Source organism: Bacillus sp. SA1-12 (assembly GCF_000981385.1).
GTDB lineage: Bacteria > Bacillota > Bacilli > Bacillales > Bacillaceae > Metabacillus.
In genome coordinates, this window is record NZ_LATZ01000003.1 from 164,558 (window position 1) to 178,969 (window position 14,412).

At 35.3% G+C, this 14,412-nt stretch carries 14 protein-coding genes; 3 read left to right on the forward strand and 11 right to left on the reverse strand.

The window, feature by feature from the left end:
* Positions 1-220: 220 nt before the first annotated feature.
* Positions 221-736, forward strand: a complete 516-nt coding sequence (locus WQ54_RS03300) for a CotO family spore coat protein (RefSeq protein WP_046512071.1) — start codon at positions 221-223, stop codon at positions 734-736.
* Positions 737-809: 73 nt separating this feature from the next.
* On the opposite strand, the gene WQ54_RS03305 is transcribed toward WQ54_RS03300, so the two are convergent.
* The 4 genes from WQ54_RS03305 to WQ54_RS03320 all read right to left on the reverse strand — a co-directional run bounded on the left by WQ54_RS03305 (position 810) and on the right by WQ54_RS03320 (position 4,083).
* Positions 810-1,232: a CotY/CotZ family spore coat protein gene (locus WQ54_RS03305; protein WP_046512072.1), complete on the reverse strand. Its 423-nt coding sequence runs from the start codon at positions 1,230-1,232 to the stop codon at positions 810-812.
* A 149-nt stretch (positions 1,233-1,381) separates the two neighbouring features.
* The gene (locus WQ54_RS03310; RefSeq protein ID WP_046512075.1) at positions 1,382-1,858 is read right to left on the reverse strand and encodes a CotY/CotZ family spore coat protein; all 477 of its coding nucleotides are present in this window, start codon (positions 1,856-1,858) and stop codon (positions 1,382-1,384) included.
* Positions 1,859-2,037: 179 nt separating this feature from the next.
* Positions 2,038-3,324: a glycosyltransferase family A protein gene (locus WQ54_RS03315; protein WP_046512078.1), complete on the reverse strand. Its 1,287-nt coding sequence runs from the start codon at positions 3,322-3,324 to the stop codon at positions 2,038-2,040.
* The gene (locus WQ54_RS03320) at positions 3,325-4,083 is read right to left on the reverse strand and encodes a glycosyltransferase (RefSeq protein ID WP_046512080.1); all 759 of its coding nucleotides are present in this window, start codon (positions 4,081-4,083) and stop codon (positions 3,325-3,327) included.
* A 242-nt stretch (positions 4,084-4,325) separates the two neighbouring features.
* Here WQ54_RS03320 and WQ54_RS35415 point away from each other — a divergent pair, with 242 nt between their 5' ends.
* Positions 4,326-6,104, forward strand: a complete 1,779-nt coding sequence (locus WQ54_RS35415; RefSeq protein ID WP_084821808.1) for a glycosyltransferase — start codon at positions 4,326-4,328, stop codon at positions 6,102-6,104.
* 262 nt (positions 6,105-6,366) lie between these two features.
* Entirely contained in the window at positions 6,367-6,801 is a 435-nt protein-coding gene (locus WQ54_RS03330; RefSeq protein WP_046512083.1) for a hypothetical protein, read from the forward strand.
* A 215-nt stretch (positions 6,802-7,016) separates the two neighbouring features.
* Here the strand turns inward: WQ54_RS03330 and WQ54_RS03335 are convergent, their stop codons facing one another.
* The 7 genes from WQ54_RS03335 to wecB form a co-directional block, all read right to left on the reverse strand.
* Positions 7,017-7,781, reverse strand: coding sequence for a sulfotransferase domain-containing protein (locus WQ54_RS03335; protein WP_046512086.1), 765 nt, complete (start codon positions 7,779-7,781; stop codon positions 7,017-7,019).
* A gap of 37 nt (positions 7,782-7,818) precedes the next feature.
* A complete protein-coding gene (locus WQ54_RS03340; RefSeq protein WP_046512089.1) occupies positions 7,819-9,027 on the reverse strand; it encodes a glycosyltransferase family A protein in 1,209 nt (402 codons plus the stop codon).
* Positions 9,028-9,210: 183 nt separating this feature from the next.
* Complete coding sequence (locus tag WQ54_RS03345) at positions 9,211-10,419, reverse strand: glycosyltransferase (RefSeq protein ID WP_046512092.1); 1,209 nt, start codon at positions 10,417-10,419, stop codon at positions 9,211-9,213.
* Between the two features lie 45 nt (positions 10,420-10,464).
* Complete coding sequence (locus tag WQ54_RS03350) at positions 10,465-11,382, reverse strand: NAD-dependent epimerase/dehydratase family protein (RefSeq protein WP_046512093.1); 918 nt, start codon at positions 11,380-11,382, stop codon at positions 10,465-10,467.
* Positions 11,379-12,206 carry an SDR family oxidoreductase gene (locus tag WQ54_RS03355; protein ID WP_046512096.1) on the reverse strand — a complete coding sequence of 276 codons (828 nt, stop codon included), beginning with the start codon at positions 12,204-12,206 and terminating at the stop codon, positions 11,379-11,381. Before WQ54_RS03355 ends, WQ54_RS03350 begins: the two co-directional genes overlap by 4 nt.
* Positions 12,203-13,192: a polysaccharide biosynthesis protein gene (locus WQ54_RS03360; RefSeq protein ID WP_046512098.1), complete on the reverse strand. Its 990-nt coding sequence runs from the start codon at positions 13,190-13,192 to the stop codon at positions 12,203-12,205. The genes WQ54_RS03355 and WQ54_RS03360 overlap by 4 nt, the downstream gene beginning before the upstream one ends.
* On the reverse strand, positions 13,185-14,276 hold the full coding sequence (wecB, locus tag WQ54_RS03365) for a non-hydrolyzing UDP-N-acetylglucosamine 2-epimerase (RefSeq protein WP_046512101.1): 1,092 nt from the start codon (positions 14,274-14,276) through the stop codon (positions 13,185-13,187). Before wecB ends, WQ54_RS03360 begins: the two co-directional genes overlap by 8 nt.
* Positions 14,277-14,412 lie beyond the last annotated feature (136 nt).

Below are 14,412 nucleotides of genomic sequence, written 5' to 3' on the forward strand. Positions count from 1 at the left end.
TCTCCTTTAATAAAACAAGCAGGTTCTTGTTTATGTTGTCTAAATAGGTAACTAAAATCTATGTAATTCGACAATAACAATTAAATATTAAGGCAGAGTAAATTTAGTGTAAAATTTTTTATCTTTGTTAACAGTATCAATCAATGATAAGAAATAGGCACATAACCTAGAAATGATCATAAACTGCTATAGAGCAGATTTATTATAGAGGAGGTTTCCGATGAGCAGAAATCAGCAACTTAAGCCGCTGTTGTATATTGTGCAGCCGGAATACGATAACATTGCTCCAAAAATGCAAGAGTTAGTCATAATAAAGCCGGTAAAGAAACAGGAAAGCTTACCGGTGGAACCTATAGAAGCTGAGACAGCAGAGACAAAAGCAGAGATTTCATTAAATCCTGTTGTAGAAGCAGAACCAGAACCAGAACCAGAACCAGAAGTTGAAGCTGAACAGAGTAAAAAGGAAGAAGTTATACATGATGAAAAACAGGAACGAAAAAGAAAACCAAGAATACCAATCTCCCAGATGACGATTCCTGAAAAGGTTGAGTTTTTTACAAATCTTCCGAAAAATATGCCGAAATCTTTGTGTCTTATCGAAACAACTGATAGCACTTATCGGGGGATTATCGTGTCAGAGGAGGATGGAGTCGTGACTATACGATCTTTACACCATCCACGACCAATTGATATTCAGCTTGAAGACATCCAGGCAATCAATGTATTAGGTTTTTAAATGGATAAGGCTATCGCAAAAGAGTCTGAATCTTTTGTGACAGCCTTATATCGTCCGGTTTTTAATAGCCAGTTCATGTCAACATCTGTGGTGATAAGCATTGAATGGCACAACTATTCGATACATCTACTTTGATAAAATTTTCCGTTTTTAATAATCTTTTTACAAAGCAAATCTGATCTTCATTAAAAAGATGAATCAGTTCCCCGCTTGCATTTAATGGCTTTAGCAGTCTTAATGTAAGATGGAAGTTATGAATGGATTCCACCCGGAAAAATACAGTGCCATAACCTTTTACATCTATAAAATGATAGGCTTTAAACAATTCGCCCTCTTTTAAAAATAAAAGGATTGGAATGGAATCTCCTAATAGGTTCATGGGATAAAGGAGATAGCGGTAGCGATGTGCAGCACGTTGTTCTTCAACCGCGTTTTGCAGAGAGATAATTGTTTCTATCACGTGAATCATGTAATGATCATCACTAGTCCTTTTCATTGGTTCCCTCCCTTTCTATTATATATGCCTATATTAGGATAGATATAATAGAAGAAAAGGTAATAATGAAAATGCCTATTTGTTGATAAATGGGCATTTTTAAGTAGATCAATATGTAAAAAAGACTGCTGTGACCAGCAGTCCATCTTTTATTTGCAGTGTTTTTTATCCATCGCACGGTTTACTAAATCAGGTGATAAGCATTGAATAGCACAGAAGCAATCAAGATCTACTTCAATACAGAAGTCAGATTTTGCAAGTCCGAAGAAGTCACCGTCACAAGGATCACATACGCTCTCAGTATCGCCATTCACATCAAAAGGACGTAGCAGTGATAATGTTGCACAGCAATCTTTAACGTGCTCAACGCGGAAGAAGATTGTTTTAAAGCAAGCCATATCACCTAAGAAGCCACCTACGTTACCGAAAGCTTTAAACAGATCACCTTTTTTATCGTATAAAATGAATGGAATTGTATCTCTACCCGGACTAGCTGCTGGGCTTAACAAATTGCTGAAACAGCTAGTTGGACAGCTAATTTCTTCAACTGCTTCTTGCTCAGCTAAAATTTGCTCAACTGCTTCACACACGCAATTGTTATCGCGGTCTTTACCTTTGCAACCCATTTATTTTCATCTCCTTAAAATTAGTTATTTGACTCTCTAGTCCTTAACACAATATGTGAGTTATCCCTAGATGGTGTGGGCAATCGTCCAAAATTGAGGGAGGGGGGCTTTTCTTTTTTTGTGTATTTGTATTAGGTACAAGTGTCTGTAACGATGAGAAGCTAGCTTTTTAACGAATGTTAATCAAGTAAGTTTTTAAACTCATGCCATTTTGAATGATTGACTTTCGTAATGCTAGATTGATGGTTTCTCACATTGTAGATTGTAAAGTCACGATAACATAGTGGCCCTGTTTTCATTAATTCTTTTAATACTAAAACATCTTCATACAATTTACCCTCCTCAAAAGAAATGACAGGAAATCCGCCAATCGCTTTTAACTTATCTGTCCGATAAATTCTAGGTCCCAGAGGAAAATGGTAAGAAAGGAGTTCGTTTTCATCCATGACTGGTTTGCCATTCGTTACCTCACTAAATTTCATTTCATGTGAATCGAACTGCCGCCAATTTCTCAAATTTCCATAGAGGACAGCTGCAGACGCAGGAAGTGTCATTATTTGCTCCTTAATTGTTGAAATCGCATCCGGGTCAAGCCAGTCGTCTGCATCAAGCTCTAAGATGAAATCTGAGGAAACATAGGGTAAAAGTTGGTTTAGAGCTCTTGCCTTTCCTTCGTTTTCTTTTTGGAATACCCATATATTCCGTCCACCGTTCCATTTTGTAAGACGCTCATATGTCTTGTCAGTTGAACCGTCATCAATGACTAATAGTTGATTAATTGGTGTATGTTGCAGCAGACAGGAGGTAATAGCAGTTTCTACATAGCTGGCCATATTATAGGTTGAAATCATAACTGCTAAAGAGGGAGATTGATCATAAGCTCCTTTTGATGGTGAAGAATATTTCGCGATAAACTCCCATTTATTTATTGTTTTAGTATATGCTCTAGGATTAAAGGGCTTGACCATCGGTTTCGTTATTTTTACTATTTTTGCTTTTTCTATTTTTTTTAGCCAGGCTGGAAGGACAGCTTCATTAAAAGGGATTTGTTCTTTTGTGAATAAAGGTGTTTGTTTTAAGAAGGTAGCTTTAACTAATAGCGGCCTTTCAATTTCCCGACCGTGAAATTGAAATGAATTTGTCAGGATAGAACTGTTTTGATCTATATGTGTAAAGAGCGTTTCAATCTCTGAAATAAGGTATTCGTGTTTATTTAAAAATAAAACATAGTTACTATTGAGTGATTGTAAACAAACATTTAACGTTTTTCCAAGGTCCTGGTCAATCATTTCTACTATTTTTAAAGGGATCTTTTGTGATGTTTTGTCCATGTAAAAAGCAGTCTTATTCTTTTTAATAATTGTTGCTGCTTTTAAACGATAATCAAGGAAATTTAAGGACTCAATTGCTTTATTTAAAGCAGTCTGACTAGTGTAATTGATCAAAAAAACATGTATGTCTTTCAACTAGAGACCTCCATTATTAGTGAAATTATTTAGTTTTAGGTTTTTAAGGTAATCAGTTTGTTCTTTTAATAAATACTCGTTTATCTGATGTTTATATCTCTCTTTTACAACCTCAGTTTCTAAAGCTATTTCCTCCTGATGATTTTTTGTACCCATTGCAGCGTGCTCTCTATAGAAAACAAGTAGTTTATTAATATATAGAAAATCGTACTTTAGTAAAATGCGGCACCACATATCATAATCATTTGCATAGCGTAATGTTTCATCAAACAAGCCTACATCTGCAAACAGATCCATTTTTGCCATAACAGTGCAGCCATTTATTGGGCAGAAGTTTAAAAACGTTTTAAGAAAAGACAGTTTATTGTAAGAAGGGTTTTTGACTCTGCGTACATATTCACCTTTGGAATTCATGACAATATAAGGAGAATAAGAGACTGTGGCATTTTTATTTTTCATTAATTTTAGTTGTTCTGAAGTCTTTTCAGGTTTGTATAAGTCATCTGAGCTTAACCATGAGAAATACTCTCCGGTGGCATGTTGAATGCCTGTATTCAACGCGCTTGCTGTCCCGCCATTCTTTTTTTGTATATATTTAATTTCTTTTAAATAAGGATTTATTTTATCTGTATATTTTGAAGAACCATCATCAACAACGATCACTTCTATATTTTTATACGTCTGATTCAATGCACTTTCAATGGCTTTGTCAACATATTGACAATTGTAAAAGGGGATAACGATTGAAACCTTTTCCATTTGTACCTCATTCCTGATCGTTTTTATTTATTTAAAGCGTAATCCTTCTTTAGCCATTCTGCTAATCAATCATTCTTTCTCATTAAATAATGTATGTATGCAATCTTGTTCTGACATTACGAATCAATTTTATCGGGACTTTCTTCTGATATTTCCATATTTAAGCAGAATTTAGGTTATATATATATTCAAAAAAAAAATACGAACATAAGCTAATAAAAAGGATAGGAGGGCAGTTCTTTATGATGCGTAATATTTCACTTTCTTTCCAAGATGAAAGTTGTGTCAAAACAGATAAGCAGTTAATTTCTAGTTTGAAAAATACATTTACAATTGAATTTTGGGCTAAACCATATACTACACATTTCATTCATCAGCAATCAAGAAAATGGATATCTGATATTAGAAATCAGCGCTTTGCTATCACTCCTGTTTTTGGCGCTTATTTAGACAGCGATTTAACCCGAGCTGGTGTCGGAGTTTCAGTCGGTACGAACGGTGTTTCGGTTTATGAACATACAACAGATTATTTGCCTGCAACTTTAGTCTATGAAACGTCCATTAATGATTGGACACATATTGCCATTGTTTATCAAAACAGAATTCCATCTTTATTTATTAATGGTGAATTTGTGAAGAAAGGGTTTAAAAGCAGGAAAAACGTTGTTCCTTCAGCGGTTTTAGGTGGAGGTATTCCTAATGGGCATTATGTAGGTGAGCTTAAGGAAGTTAGGATATGGAGTACAGCCAAAATGCAAGAAGATATTAAAGAGAATATGACAAAAGAGCTTACTGGTGATGAAGATAATCTTGTTTGTTATTGGAAATTAAATGAGGGATCAGGAATGGTCGTTAAAGATGCAACGCCAAATGGATACGATGGTACGATTTTAGGAGCAAAATGGAACAAAATTCAACCTGAAATTCCGCAAAATAAAAATGTCTTATTTACATTTTTTGTTCCAAGCGGCGGGGTTGAGACATTAAATAGACAACGCTTTTATGCTTTACATCAAAAGGGAATTAACTCGCACTTTTTGTATACACAAGGTGGAACTGGCCTCCAAAATAAAATTGATACATCGATATTCGTTACGAACGATGATGAGGAAATTAAAAACATAATTTTAGAAGGGAACTATGAAGCCATTGTGGTCGGGTCTGATCTTCTTCTTCTGAAAAAATTAAGAAATTTTGGCTATCAAGGTCCCTTAATTTATGAAATTCAAGGGTTAGGTTTTAATAAAGAGTATGCAGATTATTTCTTGAAAAATCATGCTCTACCTATTTTGAACAAATATTGTGATGCTATTTTATATCCAAGAACACCGCATCTTATGAAGGCATTTGAAGATAACTTCCCACATATAACGAAATTTTGTTTTGATAATTGTTTTAACACAGAGGAGTTTCACTATCAAATCCTTCCAAAGCATGATCATCCAATTGTAGGATGGGTAGGGAGAATTGAGGAAAACAAGAATTGGAAAGACTTTCTTTTAATTGGAGCCGAATTAATAAAAGGAAATCCTTCTATCCAGCTTTGGATGTTTGAAGACAATACATTGGGCGATAAGGAAGAGAGAGTCGCTTTCGAACAAATGATTGATAAACTGAATGTGCGTAATCATCTTACCATATATGCAAATCAGCCCCATGCAAAAATGGCAGATCACTTTTCGATGATTGGAGATTCAGGAGGATTTTTATGCTCGACCTCTAAAGTCGAGGGTTTCGGCTATGCTGTCTTAGAGGCAATGGTCTGTAAATGTCCAGTTCTGTCAACTGATTCAGATGGAGTGCGCAGTTTTATTAAACATGATATTACCGGGAAGTTTTTTGAGTTGGGGAATATTGATGATGCTGTCCAACAAGGGAAAGAGTTATTATCAAATCTATCTTTAAGAGAAGCCATTAGACAGGAAGCTGAAAGACATATTAGAGAAACCTTTTCACCAGAAAAGTACGCAGTAAATTTCTTAAACATGCTTGAATTTTTTAAACGTAGAAATATAGGGTGAGGACTAAATTATTTATTTAATAAAGTAAAAAACAACCTAAAAAGTACACCTATCTCTCTAACGTAGGTAGTGTATTTTTTAGGATTTTTTTGTTTTCTACGTAATCCTTTATTTTGAATCAGCTAATTTTCTATGTATGAAAGCTTCCTTAGAAAGGATTAGAAAAATACTATTTACTAGTAAAATAAACAAATATACAAGCACTTTAGAAGATTTATGAATAGATTATATTGTAACAAGTTTTAAGAAAGGAGAATGGTCCATGGCCAAGTTGCTAGATGCAAGAACTTCTCAAGGAGCCAGTTACGCAAATTCGATAAGCGTTCCAGTAACAACAACGGCTCAATTATTTGGACGTCTAACTCTTAATGCTGCGGGTGGAACAGGTCTAATACGAACTCAAATTAGTGGAACAGTAGCTATTCAATTACCTGATCTCCCTGTGGTCACAACTATTACAATCACTGTTGTAAGACAGTCGAGTTCATCAAATCCATCTGTATTAATTTATTCAGTTGAAGAAACTCTTGATACCTCTATCTTAGGTCCACAAGTACTATCATTTACTGCTTCAGATTTTAATGTTCCTCCTTCATTTGATAACAGAATAGCTTATCTTGCGTTTATAAGTGCAGATACAGGAGGGGCTACTCGAGTTGGTCCTGAAAGTTTTAATGCAACAATTTATTCAGACTAATTAATTTGATTGAGAAAGAAATGATTGTTTAAATAAAAATTCTTACTAATTTATATAGTGAATTAGGATTTTTTATGGGTGGAAAAAAGTTCCTATTTATATCAGGTTGATTCAAGGTGATATCCATAGGAACTTCTTTTATGTTTTACAGTTAGAAGGAAGTTACTTAAAATATTCGAATTTTTGAGGTCTTTCCTTTTAGCGGGGGGAGTTTTTTACCAATTATTATCTTTTTCATAACCTTGCTGAATAAGAAGATCACCTGCTATTTTTTTAAAGGCAGTTTTATGTTCTTCTTTAAATTCTTTTTTCCACTCACCAATTTTCCCCGACCTAAATGTTCCCGACTCTTTAGGTTTAATATTTTGCTTTAATCGATTTAATAATTCTGGTCTTGTTAAGTTTAAATGTGCAAGGTCATTCCATAAAAAATCTATAATTTTTAAAAGGGCTTTATTTTGTGATTCTTCATCCTGTGTGAGTTCTTCGAAAGTAACCTTGCAGATTCCAAGCTGCTTTCTCCAGCCTAATTTATTTTGAGAAAATTCATAAATATTAGGAATTGAATAAACTCCGTATTCCTCCTTCTCCTCTTCAGTAAAATGTACCCCATTTATCATAGCTAATAGACGTTCTTCATGTGTTTTTAATTTCTTCAAATATGGAGTCCAAGGGTGATTTCCCCATTTGTTTAACATGACAAAATGAACAAGGGAAACAACAACATCTCTCAAATCCCTGCTAATAAAAATTACCTTTACATTTTGTGAATTTAATAGCTGTGCACGCTTTTCAGAGTAATCTAAATGTGCCGGTCCTACGCTTCCAGGAGTAATTATTCCTAACTCTTCCTCTTCAATAATCCATTTAGGTGTAATAATCATGCCTGGAATTCCAAGAATAATTTGTAACAGTAAATGAGTACCGCTTTTAGGCAATGAATTAACAAGCACTTTAGGTAAAGTTTGTTTTTCAGTCAATTAATTCCCTCCTTAATTGAAACAGATAGTTGGATGCTTAATGAAATAAAATGTTATTTAGTTCTGTTGTTTGGTATATAGTTCCATAGCTATGCGTTTTGTGTTGATCAATGGAACGAATGGAAACAGAACCATTACCATTATCAAAGGATGTTAAATGTTTATTTTCAAAACTTTGATTAAAACCTTCTTGTTTAAGAATCAAGTTATATAACATAAATGGAGAAGAAGGAAATACACCTTTTCCCAAGAGTAATGTATAAGGTGTATCTGCATCTTTCATCCCAAGTAAGATAGCTTCCATTTCTGTAGCTCCAGGTAACTCGATAAATTTCACTCTTGGGTCTTCAATATGCTGCAATACATTTATGGCTTTCCTATCTATACTTCTGTCTACAATGATAAGTTTATAATTACTAAAGGATTGCTCAAACAGCTCTTCTAATTTCGCAATTGTTTTTTCCGAACCATCTTGAACTGGATAGATTACCGTAAGCTTGAAAGGTATGTTTCTTCGATTCCGTGCTTCAAGTCTTGCTAGGTTAAATGCATATCTCCATCTTCTATGTTGAGCTTTTGAATTTCGTAATTGTGCTGAAACACTTAATGGAGAATTTGTGCGATATTCCATTAAAGCTTCAGGAATATAAACGATTTCGCAATGCTCTGTAAGCCGGAGCCAATATTCGTAATCTTCAACTGGTTCCATTTTGTAACCGTCGATCATTGCGGCGATTTGTTTTTTATACATGAACGAGACACCGATAAAGCATACATCGAGCAAATTTTCCTTAGGTTGGTCTTGATATTTATAAAATTCCTCTAATTGAGGTTCTTTTAAAAATTCACCTTTCGCATCAATATGCCTGAAGCTGCTATATGATAATCCGACATTGTCCGGAGTTGTTTCGAGAGCTTTTCTCAGTTTTTCTAGATAGGTATCATAGTAGATATTATCGCTGGAGACCCATGTTAAATAGTTCACTTCATCTACTTCCATTAAATAATCAAATCCAGTATTCAATGCTTTTGCAACACCCTGATTTTTTTCTTTCAAAATAAAATGGACTCGCGGATCTCCCTTTATGATTTTATGAATAACGTCATTGGTTTCTTGGGGTGCACCATCTGAAACGATGACGAAATAAAAATGTTTATAACTCTGTTCAAGGACCGATCGCAACGCCATTTCAAGGTAGACAGGATCCTGTTTATATACCGGCATGACAACGCCCACGTCACGCATTCTATTCCTCCTTATTGATTGATTCTTTCTCATTAGATTTATTCAGCTGATTGCTTTTTGGTACGATAAAAATGAAAAATATCCCGCAATGATGTCTCAAGGGGAATCACTTGCTTCCTACCTAATTCAAGATTTTTGAGGATAAATGATAACTGGTTGTTCCAACTGGTTATTTACGTTTACTCAATGATCTAAAATTTTTTCTAGTTCCTCCGTTAGATAAAGGGTCCCGTAATTAGGTATTTTTTGTTGATGGATAGAATAAATAGAAACAACACCTTTACCACTATCAAATGATGTTATATATCTATTCTCTATACTTTGATTTAATTGTTGTTGATTAAGAATCATGTTATATAACACAAATGGAGAGGATGGAAATACACCTTTTCCCAAGATTAATGTATAAGGTGTATCAGCATCATTAATCCCAAGTAAGATAGCTTCCATTTCAGTAGCACCAGGTAATTCGATAAATTTCACCCTTGGGTCTTCAATATGCTGCAAGACATTTATAGCCTCCCTATCTATACTTCTATCAATAATGATAAGTTTATAATTACTAAATGTTTGCTCAAACAGCTCTTCTAATTTTACAATCGTTTTTTCAGAACCTTCCTCAACTGGATAAATGACTGTTAGCTTAAAAGGTATATTTCTTCGATTTCGTGCTTCAAATCTTGCAAGATTAAACGCATATCTCCATCTTCGGTGTTGGGATTTTGAATTTCTAAGCTGTACTGAAACACTTAATGGTGAATTTGTACGATATTCCATTAACATTTCAGGAATATATAAGATTTCGCAATGGTCTGTCATTCGAAGCCAATATTCATAGTCTTCAACTGGTTCCATTTTGTATCCGTCAATCATGGCTGCAAAATGTTTTTTATACATGAAAGAGACACCGATAAAGCATACATCAAGCAAATTTTCTTTCGGTTGGTTTTGGTATTTATAAAATTCCCCTAATTGAGGGTCTTTTAAATAATCACCTTTTGCATCAATATACTTGAAACTGCTATACGATAATCCCACATTGTCCGGAGCTGTTTCGAGTGCATTTCTTAGTTTTTCTAGATAGGTATCATAGTAGATATTATCGCTGGAGACCCATGTTAAATAATTCACTTCTTCTATTTCCATTAAATAATCAAATCCGATATTCAATGCTTTTGCAACACCTTGATTTTTTTCTTTTAAAATAAAATGTATTCGCGGATCCCCATTTGTGACATTGTGAATAACATCATTTGCTTCTTGAGGTGCACCATCTGAAACAATGACAAAATAAAAGTGTTTATAACTCTGTTCAAGGACCGATCGCAGCGCCATTTCAAGGTAGAGAGGATTCTGTTTATATACCGGCATGACAACGCCCACGTCACGCATTCTATACCTCCTTTTTTATTGATTCTTCATCATTACCTTTTATAGCTATTTTTTAATCATGGATTGGTTTTTGTTACGATAAAAAGTAAGAATATCCCGCAAAGATGTATGAATAGGAATCAATTGCTTCCAGCCTAATTCTATGAGTTTTTGAGTGGAAATGAGAACTGGTTGTTCCATCCGATTATTCACTTGAGTGTTTACCTTAAAATCAACCGAGGTTAAGGCTTTGTATCCAACTATGATTTCATCTAAAGACCGGCTTTTTCCTGACGAAATGTCATAAATTTCGCCTGAACTTCCTTTATTTAATAGGATCTCATAGGCATTTACTGCATCTCTCACGTCAATAAAGTCACGTTGTGCATATGGATTATAGACTTCAAGAACCTTTTCTCCAGCATTTTCCTCCATTTCGACTATTCTTTGCGCGAAGATTGAACAAACCCCGGCTGAAAAACCGGGTCCTATTAAATTAGAAGGCTTCGCAATGACAATATGCATCTTATATAAAGCAGCCCACGATTGGGCAATTAAAATTTGCAGGGTTTTGCTTAAGCTATAGGGATGTGTTAGAGTAGATAGATTGTTTGGATCAAATTGAAGAGCGGAACCAACAACAACAATTTTGCAAGCAGGATTTTCTTGACGTAAAGCCTCCAGCAGGTAGGCGGTAGACATGATATTTGCTTCCATTGAAGAAATGGGATCACTCCATGACTTCCCTACATGGTTTTGTCCGGCCAAATGCAGAACATATTCAGGCTTTATTTTTTGTATTAGCTTGATAACATCTTCTTTCCTCGTAAGATCACAATGTTCAACCGTTATGGCTTTTGTGTCAAAAGAGCCACTTCTTGAAACGGCTATAACATGATAACCTGCTTTTAAGAAATGGCTGCAAGCATGTTGACCAGTAAAGCCGCTTGCTCCGGTAATTAAAATGGCAGGCTGCTGATTCATTGGCCTCGCATCCAGCTATGCAATTCTTTAATCATTTCTTCATATGAAGGAAGTTGGTAGTGAAAATCTGTTCGGGTGCTTTTGATTGTCCGGTCGAGGACGATTTTATCATCTGGAGTAATGATCACGTCATCCTTTTTAAACACTTTTTGAATTAATTTTAACAATGAATATTTTGAAATTTTTTCTTCTGCACCAAGATTGTAAAGACCAGTTACGTTATGCTCGATCATCGCATCGATTGCTTTTGCCAGCTCCAGGGTGGTAACCCCATTCCATAACACCTTTTGATAGCCTTTAATTTCACCTGTTTGGTTCATAAACCATAAAAACAGGCCAATTCCGTCTTCTTTCAGCTCCGGCCCGATGATCGAAGTCCGAATGGTTAAATGCTTATCACTGATAATTTCTCCCCAGCGCTTTGACTGGGCGTATATAGAGGTTCCATCAGGATTGTCAAATTCAGTGTAATCGCCTTTTGTTCCCGAAAAAACACAGTCCGTACTAATGTGAATAAGCTTCCCGTTACGACGTTCAACTAATTTAACCAATTGATGGGGCAATAAGCTATTGACCTGAAACGCAAGAACAGGATGATTGGTTGCCGCTTCATTTAAAATGCCGATACCATTAATAATGATATCGGGATTGATCAACTCAATGATGTCCTCCAATTTTTTAATATCCGTAACATCCAGATAGAGTGAATCTTTATCATTTTGGTCCCTTGATGTATAGAAGACATCGTGCTGTCCCTTCTGTTTAAAGTAATCCACTATGACATGTCCTGCCATCCCTTTTCCACCAAGGATCAATAATTTCATTTAATAAACCCACCTTTCAACAACATATCTTTAATCTCAGCTTGGGTCATAAGTCCAGTACCAGAGTGATAGCTTTGTAAATTAGCAGGTTTATAATCAGCATACTGTTCCTTGATTCCATCGATATGAATGGAAGGAAGAATCACGAAATATTCTTCATCATAGGCAATCGTGGTCTTACTTTCATATTCTGATAGAAGCAACTCATCAATTTTCTCACCTGGGCGTACCCCAAGGATTTCAATCTCAACATTCTCCTTCTTAGATGCATCAATTAATACCTGGGCAAGGTCCACAATTTTACATGCAGGCATTTTCATAACAAAAATTTCTCCGCCAACACTTTCAAAGGTTGCTTTAAAGACGAGTTTAATCGCATCCTGTACGGTTAAGAAGAAACGAGTCATATTTAGGTCAGTGATGCCGACTTTTTGTTTTTCCTGTATTTGTTTTTTAAAGACATGGATGACACTCCCGTTTGTCCCTAACACATTTCCCCCGCGTATACAGACGAATCTTGTTTTAGTATTTAAGGTGTTTGCATGGATAATAAGTCTTTCTCCCATCGCTTTTGATAAGCCATAAAAATTTGATGGATTAGAGGCTTTATCTGTTGAAATATAAACAACTCGATGAACCTCACAGGCAATGGCCGCATCAATCACATTTTGTGTACCAATTACGTTTGTTTTTAATGCTTCAATCGGCTGGTCCTCACAAACCGGGACATGCTTTAATGCTGCTAAATGGAAGACATAATCCACATTGTGACATGCTTCAATTAAGGCATCCTTTTCCTTAATATCGCCAATGATAAATTTCAATTTTGGGTTACTATCAAACTCTTGTTTCATCGTAAATTGAGCAGATTCATTTCTTGAAAAAATACGGATCTCCTTTGGATTATGCGTTAATAGCTGGGAAATCAATTCATGTCCCCATGATCCTGTGCCTCCAGTAACTAAAACGATTTGATTATTAAACAAATTCCATACCTCCTAGTAATATTTTCATCACTTTATCTGAAACATTTGGGTGATCATATCCTTCCGGCAAAGACCATGTTTTTGGTTGGTTTACCATAACGTTTACGCAATTTGCAATTTGGGAAGCGTTGATTCCCGATAACATATTGCTGCCACAGGCAATGGTTTCCGGCCGTTCGGTCGTTTTTCGTATCGTGATCGTTGGGACGTGAAATAAACAGCATTCCTCTTGAACGGTTCCGCTATCTGTTAATACGCAATAAGCATTTTTTTCCAATTTTACAAAGTCGAAGAATCCAAAGGGTTCATGAAATTCTACTAATGAATGAACCTTAAAATCCTGAATACGATCAATTCGGGATTTTGTACGGGGATGAATGCTGCATATAATTCTCTTTTTATAGGATTCTGCTACTAGATTTAAGCCTTTGAAAATTTCAAGTAAGCGATCTTCGTGATCGACATTTTCCGCACGATGTGTTGTGACTAAAAAGTAATCATCTTTTTTAAGGTTCAAGCTTGTGAGAATGTTGCTGCCTTCAATCTCAGTATAATAATGCTGTAAAACCTCATTAATCGGATTGCCCGAGATAAAAATCCGATTTCGCGGAAAACCCTCTTTCACTAAGTTTTCTTTGCTTTGAGGTGTATAAGGAAGATTAATACTAGAGATCGCATCAATCACACGGCGATTTTTCTCTTCTGGAACTTCCAGATCGAAGCAGCGATTTCCAGCTTCCATATGCACTACTGGGATTCCCATCCGTTCGGCTAAAATGGCACTTAAGCCGCTGTTTGTATCACCTAATACTAGAACTCTATCAGGTTTTTCTTTTAAAAAAATGGTTTCTAGACTTTTATACATGCCCGATAACTGCTCCCCAAGAGATTGCTGCTGATTGGACAAGATATAATCAGGTTTTCGAACTTCTAATTGTTCAAAAAAGATATCACTTAATGAAGAAGTGAAATTTTGCCCCGTAAAGACCAAACTATGTTTTTCTGCATACATGTCGAGTTTTTTTATCGTAAGGCTCAAGCGGATAATTTCCGGCCTGGTACCTAAGATTGTTATTACTTTCATAGTGTGCCCTCTCATATCCTTAATTTTATTTTTTTGTTCCTATTAGACGCTTTCTCTTATAGATTATGCAGTCAGTCATATAATGCTATAGGCAACTCTATTAACTTTTTGTTTCAAATGGTTAGTTTGAAAACTT

What these genes read in the sequence shown, in the direction of transcription:
- WQ54_RS03340 (WP_046512089.1), bottom strand. Translation starts at nt 9,027, where the DNA reads ATGCGTGACGTGGGCGTTGTCATGCCGGTATATAAACAGGATCCTGTC.
- wecB (WP_046512101.1), bottom strand. Translation starts at nt 14,276, where the DNA reads ATGAAAGTAATAACAATCTTAGGTACCAGGCCGGAAATTATCCGCTTG.
- WQ54_RS03350 (WP_046512093.1), bottom strand. Translation starts at nt 11,382, where the DNA reads ATGAATCAGCAGCCTGCCATTTTAATTACCGGAGCAAGCGGCTTTACT.
- WQ54_RS03310 (WP_046512075.1), bottom strand. Translation starts at nt 1,858, where the DNA reads ATGGGTTGCAAAGGTAAAGACCGCGATAACAATTGCGTGTGTGAAGCA.
- WQ54_RS03345 (WP_046512092.1), bottom strand. Translation starts at nt 10,419, where the DNA reads ATGCGTGACGTGGGCGTTGTCATGCCGGTATATAAACAGAATCCTCTC.
- WQ54_RS03305 (WP_046512072.1), bottom strand. Translation starts at nt 1,232, where the DNA reads ATGAAAAGGACTAGTGATGATCATTACATGATTCACGTGATAGAAACA.
- WQ54_RS03320 (WP_046512080.1), bottom strand. Translation starts at nt 4,083, where the DNA reads ATGGAAAAGGTTTCAATCGTTATCCCCTTTTACAATTGTCAATATGTT.
- WQ54_RS03330 (WP_046512083.1), top strand. Translation starts at nt 6,367, where the DNA reads ATGGCCAAGTTGCTAGATGCAAGAACTTCTCAAGGAGCCAGTTACGCA.
- WQ54_RS03300 (WP_046512071.1), top strand. Translation starts at nt 221, where the DNA reads ATGAGCAGAAATCAGCAACTTAAGCCGCTGTTGTATATTGTGCAGCCG.
- WQ54_RS35415 (WP_084821808.1), top strand. Translation starts at nt 4,326, where the DNA reads ATGATGCGTAATATTTCACTTTCTTTCCAAGATGAAAGTTGTGTCAAA.
- WQ54_RS03355 (WP_046512096.1), bottom strand. Translation starts at nt 12,206, where the DNA reads ATGAAATTATTGATCCTTGGTGGAAAAGGGATGGCAGGACATGTCATA.